General features: G+C 52.4%; 14 protein-coding genes. 12 read left to right on the top strand and 2 right to left on the bottom strand.

Going from position 1 to position 18,900, the window contains the following annotated elements; all coding sequences use genetic code 11:
- Positions 1-4 precede the first annotated feature (4 nt).
- The 8 genes from rfbD (at position 5) to ligA (ending at position 11,487) form a co-directional block, all read left to right on the top strand.
- Entirely contained in the window at positions 5-865 is an 861-nt protein-coding gene (gene rfbD / locus PBOR_RS31815) for a dTDP-4-dehydrorhamnose reductase (RefSeq protein WP_042220144.1), read from the top strand.
- A 443-nt stretch (positions 866-1,308) separates the two neighbouring features.
- A complete protein-coding gene (locus PBOR_RS31810; RefSeq protein ID WP_042217962.1) occupies positions 1,309-2,322 on the top strand; it encodes a glycosyltransferase family 2 protein in 1,014 nt (337 codons plus the stop codon).
- Positions 2,323-2,782: 460 nt separating this feature from the next.
- On the top strand, positions 2,783-3,682 hold the full coding sequence (locus tag PBOR_RS31805; protein WP_042220143.1) for a glycosyltransferase family 2 protein: 900 nt from the start codon (positions 2,783-2,785) through the stop codon (positions 3,680-3,682).
- The gene (locus PBOR_RS31800; RefSeq protein WP_042217960.1) at positions 3,679-5,079 is read left to right on the top strand and encodes an undecaprenyl-phosphate glucose phosphotransferase; all 1,401 of its coding nucleotides are present in this window, start codon (positions 3,679-3,681) and stop codon (positions 5,077-5,079) included. The genes PBOR_RS31805 and PBOR_RS31800 overlap by 4 nt, the downstream gene beginning before the upstream one ends.
- Before the next feature lie 123 nt (positions 5,080-5,202).
- On the top strand, positions 5,203-6,069 hold the full coding sequence (locus tag PBOR_RS31795) for a phosphatidylinositol-specific phospholipase C/glycerophosphodiester phosphodiesterase family protein (RefSeq protein ID WP_042217958.1): 867 nt from the start codon (positions 5,203-5,205) through the stop codon (positions 6,067-6,069).
- A 218-nt stretch (positions 6,070-6,287) separates the two neighbouring features.
- Positions 6,288-7,004 carry a heptaprenylglyceryl phosphate synthase gene (gene pcrB / locus PBOR_RS31790; RefSeq protein WP_042220141.1) on the top strand — a complete coding sequence of 239 codons (717 nt, stop codon included), beginning with the start codon at positions 6,288-6,290 and terminating at the stop codon, positions 7,002-7,004.
- A gap of 36 nt (positions 7,005-7,040) precedes the next feature.
- Positions 7,041-9,398, top strand: a complete 2,358-nt coding sequence (pcrA, locus tag PBOR_RS31785; RefSeq protein WP_042217957.1) for a DNA helicase PcrA — start codon at positions 7,041-7,043, stop codon at positions 9,396-9,398.
- Positions 9,399-9,474: 76 nt separating this feature from the next.
- Complete coding sequence (gene ligA / locus PBOR_RS31780) at positions 9,475-11,487, top strand: NAD-dependent DNA ligase LigA (protein ID WP_042217955.1); 2,013 nt, start codon at positions 9,475-9,477, stop codon at positions 11,485-11,487.
- An 80-nt stretch (positions 11,488-11,567) separates the two neighbouring features.
- Here the strand turns inward: ligA and PBOR_RS31775 are convergent, their stop codons facing one another.
- Together PBOR_RS31775 and PBOR_RS31770 are read right to left on the bottom strand one after the other, a co-directional pair.
- Positions 11,568-12,839, bottom strand: a complete 1,272-nt coding sequence (locus PBOR_RS31775) for an alkaline phosphatase (protein ID WP_042217954.1) — start codon at positions 12,837-12,839, stop codon at positions 11,568-11,570.
- A gap of 194 nt (positions 12,840-13,033) precedes the next feature.
- Positions 13,034-14,308, bottom strand: a complete 1,275-nt coding sequence (locus PBOR_RS31770) for a molybdopterin-dependent oxidoreductase (protein WP_042217952.1) — start codon at positions 14,306-14,308, stop codon at positions 13,034-13,036.
- 177 nt (positions 14,309-14,485) lie between these two features.
- On the opposite strand from PBOR_RS31770, the gene PBOR_RS31765 reads away from it, so the two are divergent.
- From PBOR_RS31765 to PBOR_RS31750, 4 genes are all read left to right on the top strand, one after another.
- On the top strand, positions 14,486-15,193 hold the full coding sequence (locus PBOR_RS31765; RefSeq protein WP_042217951.1) for a response regulator transcription factor: 708 nt from the start codon (positions 14,486-14,488) through the stop codon (positions 15,191-15,193).
- 18 nt (positions 15,194-15,211) lie between these two features.
- Positions 15,212-16,318 carry a sensor histidine kinase gene (locus PBOR_RS31760; RefSeq protein ID WP_052429724.1) on the top strand — a complete coding sequence of 369 codons (1,107 nt, stop codon included), beginning with the start codon at positions 15,212-15,214 and terminating at the stop codon, positions 16,316-16,318.
- 104 nt (positions 16,319-16,422) lie between these two features.
- Positions 16,423-17,052 (top strand): hypothetical protein, encoded by a 630-nt coding sequence (locus PBOR_RS31755; RefSeq protein WP_042217949.1) that lies wholly within the window; start codon positions 16,423-16,425, stop codon positions 17,050-17,052.
- Positions 17,049-18,890 (top strand): transglycosylase domain-containing protein, encoded by a 1,842-nt coding sequence (locus tag PBOR_RS31750; RefSeq protein WP_245647960.1) that lies wholly within the window; start codon positions 17,049-17,051, stop codon positions 18,888-18,890. Before PBOR_RS31755 ends, PBOR_RS31750 begins: the two co-directional genes overlap by 4 nt.
- Positions 18,891-18,900: the final 10 nt, after the last annotated feature.

Genomic DNA, 18,900 nt, shown 5'->3' with positions numbered 1-18,900 from the left:
GAAGATGAAAGTGTTCGTTACAGGCTCGGGCGGACAACTTGGGCAGGATCTTATGCTCTTGCTTCAAGGTCAGGATTACGAGGTACTAGGCTGTGACCGTCAAGAGATGGATATTACCGATCTGGACCAGTGCCAGGAGATCATCGGCGCTTTCGCTCCTGATGCAGTTATTCACTGTGCGGCCCATACAGCGGTTGATGCGGCAGAGACGGATGTTGATGCAGCATACCTAATTAATGCTACCGGAAGCCGGAATGTGGCTCTGGCCGCAGAGAAGGCTGGTTCTAAGCTGGTCTATATCAGCACGGATTATGTGTTCGATGGCATGGGGGTTCAGCCTTACCATGAATATGATAATACAGATCCTAAGAGTATCTACGGTAAGTCTAAACGGGCTGGAGAGATCCTGGTTCAGTCTTTATCGTCTAAATTCTTTATCGTGCGTACCTCTTGGGTCTATGGCAAATACGGCAATAACTTTGTGAAAACCATGCTGAAGCTAGGGCAGGAAAAGCCGTTGCTGCAGGTTGTAGATGACCAGAAGGGCTCTCCTACCTATACGGTGGACCTGGCAAGATTCTTGCTTGAGCTTATCCAGACTGTAAAGTATGGTGTATATCATGCTTCGAACAGTGAATCTTGCACATGGTATGAATTCACTCAGGCCATCTTTGCGGAAGCAGAAGATATTCTGGGGCTGAAGTTCACAGCGAAGCTTGAGCCGTGTTCTACCGAACAGTTCCCGCGTCCTGCGCCGCGTCCGCGCAACTCGGTGATGGAGCATCTGGCCATCCGTACCAATGGGTTCCAGGACATCCGCCCATGGCGGGAAGGTCTGAGAGACTTTTTGCTGGAGATGAAGTAATCACTGGCGCGGGATTTGCAGAAATAACTAACTAACTATATAAGACGCACTAAAAAAATAAACAAAAAGCGAAAGAAGCGGAGGGGAAATTTGGAACTGTAGGAGCGGTAGCGACCGCCTTTGTCACTGGATTTCTACCGCGAGTAGCGGTTCAAATCAAGAAATCTGGGGACAACAGCAGCCGGAAGTCCAAATGTTCATCGCAGTGACGACTAAGCTTCAAGTTCAAATCAAAAGTACTTCTTATATAGCAACAAATGAAACTCCTGATCGCTTATGCGGTAAGGAGTTTTTTGCTGTCTGCGACAATATAGCAATAGGGTTGAACTACAATAACTATGTAACTAACATTACCTTCTAATGTGCTTAACATAGCCTGTCAACCTTCTTTCCGCTATAATAAATATAGATTTCATTAAAGAACCAGGAATTCGAGGTCACCCATGAACCCTAAAACAGTCAGTGTACATATCGTTACCTATAACAGCGCAGATGACATCATTGAATGCTTGTCGGCTGTGCTGGCTCAGGATTATCCGGTCAAAAAAATTGTCATAGTGGACAACGCTTCAACGGATGGTTCGGCGGATAAGGTCAGAGCGTTCTATCACCAGATACATTCTAACTCAGCTAAAGTAGTCTCAACGGACTCTCAAGTACCCAGCTCTGCAGGTGGCAGTACCCGGACGCCATCTCTTGTCCTTCTTGAAAATGAACACAACACCGGCTTTGCCCCCGCGCACAATCAGGCTATTGCCGGTACAAATACAGATTATGTGCTGGTGTTAAACCCTGATCTTACGCTTGCCCCGGATTATATATCCAGACTAGTCGCTCGTTTTGAAGCTAATCCCCTAATCGGCAGTGCCACAGGCAAGCTACTGCTTAGGGCGGACCACTCACTTGTGGACAGCACAGGGCTGCGGATGAATAAAGCCCGGCGGGCGTTTGACCGTGGAGCCGGAGAGTCTGCAGACCTGTGGAAGGAGTCAGGGGTTGTATTCGGTGTATCCGGCGCGGCGGCGATGTACTCTCGGCGGATGATTGAGGAGATTAGCGTCGAAGGCGAGTTTTTTGATGCGGACTTTTTTGCCTACAAGGAAGATGTGGATGTGGCATGGCGCGCGGGATTGTTTGGTTGGCAGGCCTACTATGATGCGGAAGCGATAGGTTACCACGAACGGGGCTGGAAGACATCCGGGCGGAGCGGCAAGGCGATGTTCATCAAGCGGATCTCATATATTAACCGTTATAAAATGATCTACAAGAACGAGTCCTCCCGCAGACTGCTGCTTACCCTACTATATTCTCTGCCGTATGAGATCGCCGCACATGGCTACTCACTATTGAAGGAACCAAAGTTAATGGGAGCTTGGTCATCTTTCTTCTCGCAGTGGACAGCTCTGAAACGCAAGCGCCGTTATATTCAGGAGAAGGCTAAGCGTCAGGGATTATGAAGCGAAACGAGAGAGAACTCAACCGATTGTGAAAAAGATTCTTCTATTCCCCGGATTTCCGTCAGCTATTTAGATTGAACTTAAAAATAAATGGACAGGGAAAAGTGGCGGAGGAGAATTTTGGAACTGTAGGAGCGATAGCGTCCGCCTTTGTCTGCGGATTTCCACCGCGAACAGCGGTAAAAATCAAGAAATCTGCAGACAACAGCGGCCGGAGGGCCAAACATTCTTTGGAGTCACGGCAATCCTATAATAGAAAAAATACAAGTTCAATCTTATAGAATTGTTACTCCCACATTATCCTCACACTTGTAAAAACCTCCCTGAACAGGCTGCGCCTATCATGGGGGTTTTTGTGTTATAATAATTGTCGATAGATTACTATATTTGTCAGGAGAGTATAGCAGTGAATGTAGATGTTAGTATAATCATTCTAAATTACAACACATGCCGCCTGACGATGGACTGTCTGAGGTCGGTATATGATTCCGAGACCCGCTACTCCTATGAAATTATTTTAATAGATAATAACTCCCATGATCACTCGGTAGAGACGATAAGCAAGGAATTCCCGGATGTGCTGCTGATTGCCAATTCGGAGAATGTAGGGTTTGCCAAGGGTAATAATCAGGGGATGGAAGCTGCCTCCGGGCGATATGTTTTATTGCTGAATTCAGATACAGTGATCCGCAAGGATACGCTGGAGACGATGGTTGCTTTTATGGACAGCCGTCCGGATCTGGGGGCTTCTGGCTGCAAGGTGATACTGCCGGATGGTTCGCTGGATAAGGCCTGTAAAAGAGGATTTCCAACGCCATCCGCTTCATTCTATTATGCTTTCGGTTTCAGTAAGCTGTTTCCGGACCGTCCAAGGTTCAACGGCTATCAGCTGGGTTATCTGGACCCGGATGACTCCTACCCGGTAGATTGTCTGGTGGGAGCGTTCATGCTGCTGCGGCGGGAGACCATCGAGCAGGTGGGCGGACTGGATGAGACGTTCTTTATGTACGGGGAGGATCTGGACTGGTGTTACCGGATCAAAGCGGCTGGCTGGGGGATTTATTACTATCCGCAGACATCGATCGTGCATCTCAAAGGTGGCAGTGCGCGCCGCAGACCGTTTAAGATCGTGTACGAATTCCACCGGGCGATGATTTTATTCCATAAGAAGCATTATAGCAAGCGGTACAACAGTATGATAAACGGAGCGGTATATGCGGGAGTTGGCGTCAAGTTCACGCTTTCGCTGCTGCGCAATGCGCTGATTGCTCCACGCAAGGTTCCAACACCAGCACAGAGTCTGACGGTCCCCGGGGAAGCCGGTTTACGCAATGAATCGAATGCTGAGGTGAGATTATGATCCGCCGTAATCAAAAGTTTCTAACACAGTTATATATGGTTGCCGATTTCCTGGTCATTCAAGTGGCCTTCCTGGCTGCCTGGTGGCTGAAGTTCAAAAGTGGTTTGCTGGAATCCTACAGGACCCTTCCTGTAGAGTCCTATGCTTACTGGAGTATTATCTACGGTGCCATCGCTATTCTGATCGGAATTGTGCTTCAATTGTATTTGCCGAAACGGAAGAAACGCTTTATTGATGAATTCATCAAAATCTTTCAGGTTCACGCCATGGGTATCTTCATTCTGCTCGGCCTGATGTTCTTCCTGAAGGAGATTGACGTCTCCCGTCAATATCTTGCTATTTATATGGGCTTCAATATTCTGTCCATTATGCTGTACCGTTATGTGCTGAAGAAGATGCTGAAATCGCTGCGTGAAAAAGGCTTTAACCGCCAGTTTGTGCTGATTCTCGGTGCAGGTACGCTGGGTAAAAGATTCTACAACAATCTTGAGCAGTATCCTGAGCTGGGATATGAGGCTATCGGGTTCCTGGATGACTTCCATGAATGGGATGGTATTGAGGAACAACGCTATAAGCCCATTCTCGGCACCGTGGATCAGCTTGAAGGCATGCTGGAGATGCTGCCAGTCGATGAGGTCATTCTGGCGCTTCCACTGGATGCCCATTCGAAGTATCCGACCATTATCGCTACCTGCGAGAAGGCGGGTGTACGGACACTGATTATCCCTGACTTCTTCGACTACCTGCCGGCCCGTCCTTACTTCGATAACTTCGCGGGGATGCCGATGATTAACGTACGCGATATTCCGCTGGATATGGCCGGGAACAAAATGGCTAAGCGGGCGTTTGATCTGGTATTTTCCCTGTTCGCCATTATTATGTTGTCTCCTGTAATGCTGATTGTAGCGCTGGGTGTGCGCCTAACTTCGCCTGGACCTATTATTTTCAAGCAGGAGCGTGTAGGACTTAACCGCCGTAACTTCATGATGTACAAGTTCCGTTCCATGAAGATGCAGACCGATGGTGAAGTGGATACGGGCTGGAGTACGCGCGAAGATCCGCGCCGCACACGTTTTGGGACCTTTATCCGCAGGACCAGTCTGGATGAGCTGCCGCAATTTTTCAATGTGCTGTTTGGCCAGATGAGTGTGGTCGGTCCGCGTCCGGAGCGCCCGTACTTTGTAGAGCAGTTCCGTGGTGAGATTCCGAAGTACATGGTGAAGCATCATGTGCGTCCTGGCATTACCGGCTGGGCTCAGAGTAACGGTCTGCGTGGGGACACGTCGATCGAGGACCGGATCAAACATGATATTTTCTATATCGAAAACTGGTCACTGTTGTTTGATATCCGGATTATCGCCAAAACCATCCGCAACGGCTTCAAGAACGCTTATTAATGCAACGGCCTCATTATATATTATTCCATAGAAACGGTTGCCGACCCTCCCTGGAGGAAGACACAGCCGTTTCTTCTTGTTTTCAGTCCTACTACTCTAACACTTGCAAAGGAACCTGCCATCATGAATAGAAAAAAGATTATCGCCTCCGTCATTATGATCGGAGCTATTGCACTACTGCTTGTACTCACACTTGGGGGGAAAGAGAAGCAGCCGGCTACAGGCTTTGCGGCCCATAGAGTTGTAGCTCATGCCATGGGAGGGATTCATAACTATACGTATACGAATACGCTGGATGCTTTTATCGCTAACTATGAGCAGGGGACCCGGGTTTTTGAGGCGGACCTGCTGCTGACTAGTGACGACAAGCTGGTGGCCCGGCATGAATGGACTGCTAATATGAGCAAGCTGCTGGGCCAGCAGAGTGTTCTTCCCGCCGCCAAACAGGGGACGGTGCTGAACTATGAGGATGTCATGAGCAGCCCGGTTCTTGAACTCTACTCCCCGCTGGATATTGATAAGATCATGGACTTGATGGTGATCTACCCGGATGCCTACATTGTAACGGACACGAAAGAGCTAGAACCGGAACTTGTAACGAAACAATTTCAGCTTATAGTGGAAGCGGCCGAGAAGAAGGACCCTGCCCTGCTGCAGCGGATTGTTCCGCAGATTTACAGCCGGGATATGCTGGAGGTAGTGAACAAGGTGTATGCTTTTCCTGAAGTGATCTTTACGCTATATCAGACGCAGGACAGTGATGAAGTGGTCATTGATTTCGCCAGTCAAACCGGAGTGGATATCACCATGCCGACGGTAAGAGCTACCAAGAGTTTCGTGCGGAAGCTGAAGAATGCCGGGGCAAGAGTCTACGTGCATACGGTGAATGACGACAAAGAAATCTCGGAGCTGTCCCGGATGGGAGTCGACGGATTCTATACCGATTTTGTCTCTGAGGACGACTTAAGCCGGATCAAGGGTGTCCGCTAGTAGTTGAACGTGCTGGCTTCTGTACATCAAAAGCATATGCTCCAAAAATACGAAAAAATGTTCGCATTTTTGTTCGCTTTAAATTGACACCCGCCTTCGTGCTGACTTAGACTAGAGATACGGCTTTTGCGTGTGCAGGAGTGTATTTGTTGTTTTGAAATACAGGAAATTAGAATATTTACTTAGATGAACAATGAGGATGGACGATGATGAATGGAATGCGGCAAATGATCAAGCCGTGGCGGCATGTGTTCAAGCTGGACCCGGACCGTGAGCTTGGTGACAGGGAACTGGCGGCTGTCTGTCTCTCGGGAACCGATGCAATACTGGTAGGCGGCTCCACTGGAGTGACTTATGAGAATACCGTGAGTCTGCTCTCGAGAATCCGGCAGTATGATCTGCCTTGTGCCCTGGAGGTGTCGGATCTGGAAGCCGCTGTGCCTGGATTTGATCTGTATATGATTCCCATGGTGCTCAACACTGCCGATACTTCATGGATTCTTGGCCATCACCGCCGGGCAATTGAACGATTCGGCAGTCTGATTCCATGGGAATTGCTGCTGACTGAGGGCTATATTGTGCTCAATGGAGATTCTTCGGTAGCGCGGCTTACAGGAGCAGACTGCTCACTTAGCGCAGACGGTGCAGCGGCCTATGCGCAGATTGCAGACAAGCTGATGAATCTGCCGGTGGTTTACCTTGAATACAGCGGATGCTTTGGAGATATGGAGACTGTGCGTGAGGTCAGGGCAATGGTCGAGCACAGTCAGCTTTTTTATGGAGGCGGAATTACGGGCGGGGAAGAAGCCATGCAGGCTGCTGCTCTATGTGATACAGTAGTGGTCGGCAATATTATTTACCGTGATGTGGAGCAGGCGCTGCTGACCGTCCAGGCTGTGAAGAGTACGCCGCAGATTGACCGGAAGAACTTATAAATTCCAAGCTTTTATTCAGAAAGGAGCATGTCACACATGCAACTTGTTAACATACACGACGCCGTAAGCCGGCTGAATCCCCCGCAGCGTCAGGCTGTTGAAGCTACCGAAGGGCCTCTATTGATCATGGCCGGAGCGGGCAGCGGTAAGACCCGCGTGCTTACCCACCGGATCGCCTGGCTTATCGCGAACCGCAAGGCGCCGCCTTGGGCGATTCTGGCGATTACTTTTACGAACAAAGCCGCCCGGGAGATGCAGGACCGTGTCTCCAAGCTGGTAGGGCCGGAAGGCCGGGATATCTGGGTATCCACCTTCCACTCGATGTGTGTACGGATCCTGCGGAAGGATATTGAACGGATCGGCTTCACTTCGAACTTCTCCATTCTGGATTCGACGGACCAGTTGTCCGTAATCCGCAATTGTATGAAGGATCTGGACATCGATACCAAGAAGTTCGAGCCGAAGGCGATCCAGGCTGTGATCAGTACGAACAAGAATGAGCTGATTACACCGGCGCAGTATGAGCAGAAGATCGGCGATTATTTCGAAGGCCTTGTGGCCAAAGTGTACACTAAGTACCAGCAACGGCTGAGAAGCAATAACTCGCTGGATTTCGATGACCTGATTATGAAGACGATCCAGTTGTTCAAGGAAGTTCCTGAGGTATTGGATTTCTACCAGAAGAAGTTCAAATACATTCACGTCGATGAGTATCAGGATACGAACCGGGCGCAGTATATGCTCTGCCGGATGCTGGCCGAAGGCCACCACCGGATCTGCGTAGTCGGGGACAGTGACCAATCAATCTACCGCTGGCGCGGGGCGGATATTTCGAACATCCTTAATTTCGAAGAAGACTATCCGGAAGCCAAAACCATTCTATTAGAGCAGAATTACCGCTCAACCTCCAATATTCTGAACGCCGCCAACGGTGTCATCGCACTGAATACCGGACGCAAGCCGAAGAAGCTGTGGACCGATTCGGACGAGGGCGCGAAGATCAAGGTGTTCCGCGGTGACTCCGAGCATGATGAAGGATACTTCGTCACCGGAGAGATCAGCAAGAATGTGAAGCAGGGCCAGGCGTACCAGAACCATGCGATTCTGTACCGTACGAACGCCCAGTCCCGTGTAATAGAAGAAATTCTGATCAAGTCGGATATTCCTTACCAGATTGTCGGCGGGATCAAGTTCTACGACCGCAAAGAAATTAAGGATCTGCTGGCGTATCTGCGCCTGCTCTCCAATCCCGATGATGATATCAGTCTGACGCGGATTATCAATGTTCCTAAGCGTGGCCTTGGGGATACGACTGTCGGCAAATTGGCTGCGGCCGCAGCTTCCCAGGGAGTATCGATCTTCCGGGCGCTGCAGACGGTGGATGATCTGGGCTTTGCCGGCCGGACGCGCAATACGCTGGTAGAGTTCTATGATATGATCGAAGCCCTGCACCGTATGGTGGAATTCCTCTCGGTGACCGAGCTGACAGAGAAGATTCTTGAACTGTCCCAGTACCGTCTGGAGCTGCAGAATGAGAATACCCTTGAGTCCCGTTCCCGCCTGGAAAATATAGACGAATTCCTATCCGTAACGATGGAATTCGAGAAGAACAACGAGGATAAGTCGCTGGTCTCCTTCCTGACGGATCTGGCGCTGATCGCCGACATCGACAGCGTGAATGACGAAGAAGAGCGCAGCGATGCTGTCGTGCTGATGACAATGCACAGCGCGAAGGGTCTGGAGTTCCCAACCGTATTCATCATCGGGATGGAAGAAGGCGTGTTCCCGCACAGCCGTGCCTTCCAGGACAATGACGAACTGGAAGAAGAACGCCGGCTGGCGTATGTGGGCATTACCCGTGCGGAGAAACAGCTGTTCCTCAGCTGTGCACGGATGCGCACGCTGTTCGGGCGGACGACCGCGAATGCGCCGTCCCGCTTCCTGGAGGAGATTCCGGAGGAGCTGAAGGAAGATACCGTGAAGGAATCGGACCGCTTCCGGCGCGGAGGCGCGGAGGTTGGCGGTGCTTACGGCGGCCGCGGCTTCGGCGGAGGCAGCCGCGGGAACTTCGGCAGCCGCACCGCTGCTGCCGGGAACGCGCCGGCAGGCGGCGGGGCCGCCAGCTTCGGCAGCGGCAGCTCGGCCAGCGCGGTGCCGGGCGCGGGCCGCGTCGTAGTGACGACCGGTGGCGCGCAGGGCGCTCCGGGAGCAGGGGCTGCAGCGTCCGCCGGCTTCAAGGCGGGCGACAAGGTCGCCCACGGCAAATGGGGCACCGGCACCGTTGTGGCCGTGAAGGGCAGCGGCAATGATACGGAGCTGCAGATTGCCTTCCCGGCGCCGGTAGGCGTGAAGCGCCTGCTGGCCGGCTTTGCACCGATCACCAAAGTTGAATAAAGCAAGCTGCGATTAACGATTGTGTTTTTGGATCACGCTAACCGTAGGAAACCTATTTGACGGAGGGATGTGCCGGATGGATATTATGTTCACGATGGAAGAGCTCGTAGCCGAGCTGAATCAATATAACTATCATTACTATACAATGGATACGCCGCAGATCAGTGACAAGGAATATGATGCGCTCTACGACAAGCTGGTGGCACTGGAAGCGGAGAGCGGAATTGTACTGCCGCATTCTCCAACCCAACGCGTAGGCGGGGAGCTGCTTAAGGGCTTCACGCCACACCGCCATCTCGCGCCGCTGTGGAGTCTTGACAAGGCGCAGAACATTGAACAGCTGCGCACCTGGAACGCCCGTGTACTGAAGCTGGTGAATGAGTATAACACCAAGAATCCGGAGAATCTGCTGCCGGAGCCGTGTTATGCGGTGGAGCTGAAGTTTGACGGCTTAACGCTGAACCTGACCTACCGTGACGGCGCACTGGTCCAGGCGGCAACGCGGGGCAACGGTGTCACAGGCGAAGGAATTCTAGCTCAGGTGAAGACGATTAAGTCCGTTCCTTTGAACATTCCGTTCAAGGAAGGGCTGATCGAAGTGCAGGGCGAAGGGATTATGAATTTGTCCGTGCTGGCTGACTATAATACACGCGCAGCGGAGCCGCTCAAGAATGCGCGCAACGGTGCAGCCGGTGCGCTGCGCAACCTGAATCCCAAGATGACTGCAGACCGCAGGCTGAATGCTTTCTTTTATAATGTGGGGTACTCGGAAGGTGTGCAGTTTGCCGATCATCAGGAGATGATGGATTTCCTGCGCAGCAACCGGTTCAAGGTCAACCCTTATCTCAACTACTTCAGTAATTTCGATGACGTTACCGAGCAGCTGGCAGAGATCGAAGAGAGCCGTTCCGGCCTCGATTATCTGATTGACGGGGCAGTTATCAAGGTGACTGATTTCCGGATCCGCGAAGCGCTGGGCTATACGGATAAGTTCCCCCGCTGGGCGGTTGCCTACAAATTCGAGGCGGAAGAAACTACGACGATCCTGGAGTCGGTCAGCTGGAACGTAGGCCGCACAGGCAAAGTCACTCCGCTGGCGCGCGTGGAAGCTGTCGAACTGGCCGGTGTTACCGTACAGAATTGCACGCTTAACAATGTAGGCGACATTGAACGCAAGAACCTGAAGTTTGCACTGGGCACACGGGTATTCATCCGCCGCTCCAATGATGTGATTCCGGAGATTCTGGGCAAGGTGACGGAAGAGAGTGACGGCGGGGAGATTATTTTCCCAGAGAACTGTCCGGCCTGCGGTTACCCGCTGGAGATGCGCGGTGCGCATCTGTTCTGCAACAACAAGCTGGACTGTAAGCCGCAGATTGTCAGCCGGATCACGCATTTTGCGTCACGTGATGCCATGGATATTGAGACGTTCAGTGAGAAGACAGCCGCTCAGCTGCATGAAGAGCTTAGTGTACGTGAGCCGGCCGATCTATATGAACTGACCTTTGAGCAGCTGGTGAAGCTGGACCGTTTCGGGGAGAAGAAGGCGGATAATCTGCTCAAAGCACTGGAAGAGAGCAAAGGGCGGGATCTGGCATCCTTCCTGTATGCCCTAGGCATCCCGAATACCGGAAAGGCAACCACCAGAATGCTGGCTGACCACTACCGCAGTCTGGAAGCTGTAATGTCTGCGACAGCGGAGGAGCTGGCTGGTCTGCCAGATATCGGCGGGATTGTAGCTGAGAGCATCGTGAATTATTTTGCCGACCCCTTCGTGGTGGTAAGCATTAACCGCATGCTGGCGCTGGGTGTCGAGGCTAAGGCACCGGAAGCTCCGCGTGTAGTCAGTACCAATACCTTCTTTAGCGGCAAAACAGTCGTGTTGACCGGCTCCCTGCAGAAAATGACCCGTGAAGAGGCGGCTGAACGTCTGGAGGCGCTTGGTGCCAAGGTGTCCGGCAGTGTCTCCAAGAAGACCGATCTGGTCATTGCCGGCGAGAAGGCAGGCAGCAAGCTGGCCAAAGCGCAGCAACTCGGCATTCAGGTGATTGAAGATGAAGACGAACTGATCCGGCTTCTGGAAAGCTAAGCATACACAAAGTCCCGGGGTCCTCGCGTTTAGCGAAAGACACCGGGACTTTTTTCAATGTAATATACAATATGCCTGCATTACTTAGCTGCGTTCAGCCCCATCGACTGCAGGAGCTTATCAAAAATCAGAGTATTCTCATAGATGCCGGTGAACAGCTGAGCGTTCTTGCCCATAGCCGTAACCGGAATATCAACCGCGGTATGTCCTGAAGTCGTCCAGTCGACTACAAAGTTAAGCTTGGAGTTGGCAATAGCGAAAGGGCCATCTTCCTGAGAAATAGCATCTCCGCTCTCATCCTCTGCATCCACCGCTTCAATCGAGAATCCGCCTGTTTCATGGTCAGCCAGTACAAGCACCAGGGTGTCGGGGTTTTTCTTCGCATAGTCTTTGGCCACCTGAACGGATTTATCCAGCTCCTGGCCGGATTTGATCGTCATTTTGGCGTTGTTTTTGTGGGCGAATTCGTCTGTGCCTTCTTCTTCAACCATCAGGAAGAATCCTTTGGAATTGGCGTCCAGCGTATCGATCGCTTTCTTCGTCATCTCGGCCAGGGAAACGACTGGTTTGTAGATATCACCTTTGCCTTCTTCATTCTGCTGGAACATCTCTTCATTGGCGAAAAGACCCAGCAGCTTGCTGCCCTTAGCCTTCTGCAGATCCGTCTTAGTGGAGACATAGCTGTAGCCAAGCTGCTTCGCCTTTTCTACCAGATTCCCCTGGGTTCCCTTGCTCTTCTCGGAAGGGTCTTCAGCAGGCTCGTCCGGGAATTTGCCGGGCTGTCCTGCCGGATACCAGAAATCCTCCCCTCCGCCGAGAAGCACATCTACCTTGCTTTTGGTCAGCAGCTGGAGTGCGATATCGCTCTGCTTGGAACGGTCTTCCACATGTGCGCCAAAAGCAGCTCCCGTAGCGTCAGTAACCTGGCTCGTCGTCACCACTCCGGTGGACTTGCCAGCTTTTTTGGCATATTCCATTATGGTCGCAACCGATTTCTTTTCGGCATCCATACCGATTGCCCCGTTGTAAGTCTTCACACCGCTGGCGTAGGCTGTAGCTGAGGCCGCGGAGTCTGTTACCGGAATTGTGGAGCTTGTATGAATCAGGCCGACGTATGGCATGGAGTCCATAGCAAGGTTGCCCTTTTCACCAACAGTGGCTAGCCGGATAGCATTACGCTGAGCTGTACCCATGCCGTCGCCGACGAATAGAATTACATTTTTGGTTTTGGAGGTTGCCGCGTCAGCCTGATTGCTTGAAGATCCTGTTGTGATTACACCTGAAACGAGCAGCGCCGTGGCTGCAGTTACTGCAAAAGCTGTCTTCACTCCATACTTTTTAGCTGATTTCATATTTACCCTCCTATAATCTATGGTTTACTCCCTTATACTAGAGAGCATTCATTAAGAGAGTGTTACTTGAATATACATATAATGTAAAGATGACGGGTGATTCTGTAAAATAAAAATCTCCCGTCCCTGATCGAGGGAAACGAGAGATTAATAGTAGCCTTAAGTTACAGCATATAGAGAGTAGAATGGAGAAGTTATACCCGCTTGGCGTTAGGCAGCCAGGCATCAATGTCATACCCGCGCTGTTCCCAATAGCCGACATGATCACCTGCAATCAATTCGATGCGGTTGAGCCATTTAACCGACTTATAGGCATACATTTGCGGAGTGACCAGACGTACAGGCCCGCCAAGCTGATTCGGGATCGGTTTGCCGTCATGCATCACAGCCACCATGATATCCTCCATCCGCGCCTGGGCCAGGGTTAGAGAGTCCGTGTAGACACCGTCTCCCGAGTAGAGCTTAACCGTAACGGCTTCATCCTGTACACCGGCCATATCCAGCAACTTGTAGAGCGGAAGGCCTTCCCATGTATTTTTATAGACAGACCAGCCGGTTACACAGTGAAAATCACTGACCTGCACCTCGCGCTGCAGCTTGACGAATTCTTCCCAGTTCCAGGTGAACTTCTTGTCCACCAGACCGTCGATTGTAAAAGACCAGTTGGAGTTGTCGAAGGCGGGAATGTCTGTGACGGTGTATACGCGAAAGCTGCCCTCGGCTCCCCCGCCGATGGGAGGGGCTGATTCCGCCAGCGGAACCGGATCGGGAATCAGGGCATTGGCATTCGAGGCCGCATAATCAGCAGTACCGGGAAACTGCAGGGATTTGCCGATCCAGCGTACAAAGGTTGGGCCGAGCGTTACGGCGAGACCTGCTCCTACAGCCACCTTGATGAAACCGCGGCGTGTGTACATGGGCTGAGCTTCAGATGAAGCTGCGGGTCGTGGCCGCCCGATAGGAGCAGGGCTGTCCCCTGCAGGCACCGTTTCAGCTGTGATTGAGCGCTTATTGGGTTCCTTCAGCCATTTAACCCGGGTAATGGAATGGTAGATAATCACCGGGAGTCCTACCCAGGTCAGCAGATCATGCACAAACAGTGCTGCATTTGCCGCTCTCGGCCCGGCAAGTCTGAATTGCCAGAGGACAACCCCGGAGATCAGCCAGCCGGTCAGAAGAGTGAGCACGAAGATGACATTAGCTTTTTGCCCGCTCTTACCTTTCAATCGCTTCCAATGCTTCGCAGCCAGCAGCAAATAATAAACTACGGGAATCAGCAGCGCCAGTCCAAACACAATATGGCCCCATTTCAGCCACACTCTGCCTTCCCCCAGTATCTCCCTCCAGAAGCCGCCCACCAGCATCAGGCCGCTAAGCGCCAGGAACAAGACCAGCCAGGCATTCCACATGTGAATGGATACCAGCTTTTTACCGTACCCTTTGCGGATTTTCGTAAGTATATTCTTCAATTGCCTACCTCCTTCGGAGCTTCCAGCCTGACAATAGATAATTCAAGTTTAAACTAATTGTACCGCAAAAAAAACCTGTTGAATAATGTTCCCCATCCAGGATGGACAGAGTGGTTGCCTTTCCTGAACTTTATCTTATAGACTAATGGAAAGAGCTCTGGAAAGGATCAAGTACCCGTGAACCAAGAAACGATTCTGCTGGTGGATGATGAAGTGGAGATTGTAGAACTGCTGGATATCTATCTTAGTAATGAGGGATACCGGCTGCTTAAGGCTTTTGACGGAATGGAGGCACTGGAATGCCTGGCCAAAGAGAAGGTGGATCTCATTATACTCGATGTGATGATGCCCCGCATGGACGGGATTGCCGCCTGCATGAAGATCCGTGAGGAACGGAACATGCCGATTATTATGCTCTCCGCTAAGAATGCCGATATGGACAAAATCCTTGGACTCAGCATCGGTGCTGACGATTATGTAGGCAAGCCGTTTAATCCGCTGGAGCTTGTGGCGCGGGTCAAATCGCAGCTGCGCCGTTACCATAAATTGAATCGGGACGCTCCTGCCAGAACGAATGAGCATGAACTGGTCTTTGAAGATTTGCTGATAGATACGCTTAGGCATGAGGTGAGCGTGGACAACCGCAAGGTAAAGCTGACGCCCCGCGAGTTTTCTATCCTGGAGCTGCTGGCGCGGCATCAGGGACAGGTGCTCAGTATGGAGCAGATTTACCTGAAGGTGTGGAATGAGCCTTTTCTGGATGGCGGCAACACCGTGATGGTGCATGTCCGCAATATCCGTGACAAAATCGAGCTCGACGCTAAGCAGCCCCGTTATGTGCAGACCGTGTGGGGCATTGGCTACAAGCTGGATCATCCGTCCTGAAAGCTGAGGTGAACCGTAGTGAATACCAAATATATCAGTACCATCCGCTGGAAGTTTATCTGGGCCTTTGTGCTGAGTATTATGTCGGGGGCAGTGCTGCTTTTGGGTGGCTATCGGCTGGTCAATTCCTTGATTTATCTGAATCCGGCGCCGCCCTCGGCGCTGTACTCCCTCATTCTGAAATGGATCATCAACCATATCGGCTCAGCGCCGCTGATGACTGCTGTCGGAATTGCCAGCTTCCTGATCTTCTTCTTCATCTATACGCGTAAAATCGTCTCCTATCTCGAAGAGATCACCAGCGGTATCCAGCAGATCACGAAGCTTGACGAATCGCACCGGATCGAGGTTCGCACGGCGGACGAGCTGGGGGTGCTTGCGGAGAACATCAACATTATGTCTGAGCGGCTGCAGCGTTCGCTGCTGGAAGAACGCAAGGCCGTTGAGTCCAAAAACGAGCTGATTACCGGCGTATCGCATGATCTTCGCACACCGCTGACATCGGTGCTTGGCTTCTTGGAGTATATTGAGCAGGACCGCTGCCGGGAAGAGACGGAGATACGCTACTACGTAGGGATTGCCTATCAGAAAACATTAGTGCTGCGCAAGCTGATTGACGACCTGTTTGAATACACGCGGGTTAACAGCAGCAGACTGCCGCTTGTGCTGGAACGGCTCGATCTCAAGGCCTTTATGCGCCAGCTTGCGGAGGAATCCGTTCCGGCTCTGGCCCGTGCAGGCATGACTTATGAATTGTACGATGATACCGAATCGCTGTGGATTGAAGCGGCTCCTTATGAACTGGTGCGCGCTTACGAGAATCTGATTGCCAATGCGATCCGGTACGGCAAGGACGGGAAGCGGCTGGAGATTGGGCTGAGCCGTGAAGGAGACGCTGCGCTCGTGCGGATCAGTAATTTCGGCGAGATGATCGCTGAAGGGGATCTCCCGCATATTTTTGAACGGTTCTACCGGGCGGAGCGCTCCAGATCGCAGATTACCGGGGGATCGGGCTTGGGGCTGGCGATTGCCAAGGGGATTGTGGAACGGCATCATGGGGAGATCACGGCCCGCAGCACCAGGTCCCGGACGGATTTTATTACACGGTTTCCGGTGTCTTCTTAACAATCTTCAGCGTTTCTTAAGAAGTGGCAACGGTAATTCTTAAGATTTAGCCGATATCCTTGTGCTATGGGGATGAAACCCCGGAAGGCAGGAGGAACTGGCTGATGTCAAAAATACACACGATACGCTCACTTTATCTCTACATTTTCTGCGGCAGCGCCTTGCTAAGTGCAGGGCTGCTACTTGCTATGCGGGGGCTGTTTGCTATGCTCTACTCCCGGTATACGCCTGAATCGGCGGCGCTGTTTGTCCGTTTCACGCATTGGATAATGAATCATATCGGCGCAAGACCGGCGGCTGTCATGATGTTCACCGCTGTATGTGCAGGGCTGTTCCTGCTCCGTTCGCAAAAAGCAGCCAACGATACCACGGTGCTGCTGCGCGCCGCAGAACAGCTGGCGGCCCGCGGCTCCTGTGAGCTTGCGGACCTTGAGGTGCAATCCGGCGGGGAATTCGGCCGGCTGGCCGCCAGTCTGCGCCGGATTCAGCAGGCCGGGTTGCGGCCGGCGGCGGCCTCCGCACCACAGATACAAATGCCGGCGCCGGACGCACAGGAGTCCATGGCGCTTATTCTGCGGACACGGACGCTGATCCGCATGCTGGGACAGGCAGAAGCGGAGTCAGAGGAGGCGGGCTGCAGCATCCCTGGTGCGGTTCTGCAGCAGCTGGAGATTGCCAGGCGCGAGGCACAGGGACTGGAGAAGACTCTGGAGAGATGGATACGGCAGGTATGAGAACAGGACGGAAGCAACTCCTGCGTATTTGCTATGCCGGTTTTGATCTGGCGGTCATCCTATCCATGCTGATGCTGGCAGGACTTATTTATATTATTCAGTATGGGGGGCTGATGCTGGACCGTTATCCGGAGAAAATGATTTTACCGGAATCGAGCGTCATTATTGCCTCAGACGGAACTGTGTTGCGGAGAATACCACTGCCTGAAACAGGCTATCGGACCAATGCCGGACTTGGAGAAATGCCGCAGCTGCTCATAGACACTTTTATTGCTGTCGAAGACCGCCGCTTTTACAGCCATGAGGGTCTGGACTACCAGGGAATAGCCCGCGCATTGGTGAACAATACGGTACGGATGGGGGTATCCGAAGGCGGAAGCAGCATCACCCAGCAGTTAGCACGGGGATTGTATCTGAACCGGGGGCAGAATCTGCTGCGCAAGCTGAATGAGGCCTCGATCGCGCTGGCACTGGAGAAGCGGCTATCGAAGGATGAGATTCTGCAGCTGTATCTCAACCAGATTTATATGGGGCAAGGGCAATATGGGGTGAAGTCTGCAGCGGAGCGTTATTTTGGCATATCTGATCTGAAGCAGTTGGGAATTGGGCAGATCGCGACACTGGCAGCTATTCCCAAAGGCCCGTCCATTTACAATCCGGCAGACAACCTTGAACGGTCTGCAAGCAGACGGAATCTTGTCCTGCGGATTATGCAGCAGCACAAGCTGATTACAACGGATCAGATGACGGCGGCAATGAATAGCACCTATCAGCCTCCGGTTAAGGCTAAGACTGAGATTGTCGGGGCGTCCTATATGGATGCGGCACTTCAGGAAGCGATGCAGCAGACAGGGTTATCCCAAAAGGAGCTGCGCACAGGCGGGTATACTCTCGTAACGGGAATGAATATCGGGGCGCAGCGGGCGATGGAACATGTATTCTCTCAGGAGGATGCATTCCCGCCGAATGGAAAAGACCAGAGAGCCGAAGCAGCCATGGTCATCATCGACCAGCGGACCGGTGAAGTGGCCGCGCTGTTAGGCGGGCGAAACCCGAGTACAGGCGATCTGAACAGGGCTATAATCCCTTCCCGGCAGCCAGGCTCCGCGCTCAAGCCCATTATAGATTATGGGCCGGCGCTGGAGAGCGGCAAATATACGCCGGACAGTCTCCTGCCTGATGTCAAAACCGCCTATGGCAGCTACAGACCCGCCAATCTGAACGGAGTATATCGCGGACAGGTGAGCATGAGGGTAGCCCTGCAGCAGTCCATCAATGCCCCTGCGGTCTGGCTGCTGCAGCAGGTGGGGGTCAGTTATGCCCGCGGCTTTGCCGCCAGGCTGGGGGTGAATCTCGCGGCAGAGGACAATCATCTTGCTATTGCCCTTGGAGGTCTGCACAGCGGCGTCTCCCCGCTCACGATGGCCCAGGCTTACACCGTCTTTGCGAACGGAGGCATTCTTAACAAGGCATATCTGGTGCGCAGCATCAGGGATGCGCAGGACAGGGTAGTGTACTCGCATGTCTCTGCGCCGCAGCAGGTCATTTCGGCGCGCACCGCAGCGGATATGACCGGGATGCTCCGTCAGGCGGTGAGTGAAGGAACGGGTAGACGTGCGCGTATGGACGTGACGGTGGCCGGCAAGACAGGAACCACCCAGCTGGATATGCCGGGAGTCCCCGGCAAGGCCAACCGCGATTTATGGTTCGTCGGTTATACCCCGAGATGGACAGCGGCGGTATGGATGGGCTTTGACCGCTCCGGCCCTGACAACTATATGACTGCCGGAAGCGGGCTGGCGGCTGCTTTATTCTCCAGGATTCTCTCAAAGCTTTGAATAGATTTGC

The sequence above is a fragment of the Paenibacillus borealis genome (assembly GCF_000758665.1).
GTDB lineage: Bacteria > Bacillota > Bacilli > Paenibacillales > Paenibacillaceae > Paenibacillus_AQ > Paenibacillus_AQ borealis.
This window is presented reverse-complemented; position numbering and strand designations above follow the sequence as displayed.

Bases quoted from the DNA above. Each gene is read 5' to 3' on its own strand.
- pcrA (WP_042217957.1), top strand. From the start codon at position 7,041: ATGCAACTTGTTAACATACACGACGCCGTAAGCCGGCTGAATCCCCCG.
- pcrB (WP_042220141.1), top strand. From the start codon at position 6,288: ATGCGGCAAATGATCAAGCCGTGGCGGCATGTGTTCAAGCTGGACCCG.
- ligA (WP_042217955.1), top strand. From the start codon at position 9,475: ATGGATATTATGTTCACGATGGAAGAGCTCGTAGCCGAGCTGAATCAA.
- PBOR_RS31810 (WP_042217962.1), top strand. From the start codon at position 1,309: ATGAACCCTAAAACAGTCAGTGTACATATCGTTACCTATAACAGCGCA.
- PBOR_RS31775 (WP_042217954.1), bottom strand. From the start codon at position 12,839: ATGAAATCAGCTAAAAAGTATGGAGTGAAGACAGCTTTTGCAGTAACT.
- PBOR_RS31755 (WP_042217949.1), top strand. From the start codon at position 16,423: ATGTCAAAAATACACACGATACGCTCACTTTATCTCTACATTTTCTGC.
- PBOR_RS31800 (WP_042217960.1), top strand. From the start codon at position 3,679: ATGATCCGCCGTAATCAAAAGTTTCTAACACAGTTATATATGGTTGCC.
- PBOR_RS31795 (WP_042217958.1), top strand. From the start codon at position 5,203: ATGAATAGAAAAAAGATTATCGCCTCCGTCATTATGATCGGAGCTATT.
- PBOR_RS31750 (WP_245647960.1), top strand. From the start codon at position 17,049: ATGAGAACAGGACGGAAGCAACTCCTGCGTATTTGCTATGCCGGTTTT.
- rfbD (WP_042220144.1), top strand. From the start codon at position 5: ATGAAAGTGTTCGTTACAGGCTCGGGCGGACAACTTGGGCAGGATCTT.
- PBOR_RS31805 (WP_042220143.1), top strand. From the start codon at position 2,783: ATGGACTGTCTGAGGTCGGTATATGATTCCGAGACCCGCTACTCCTAT.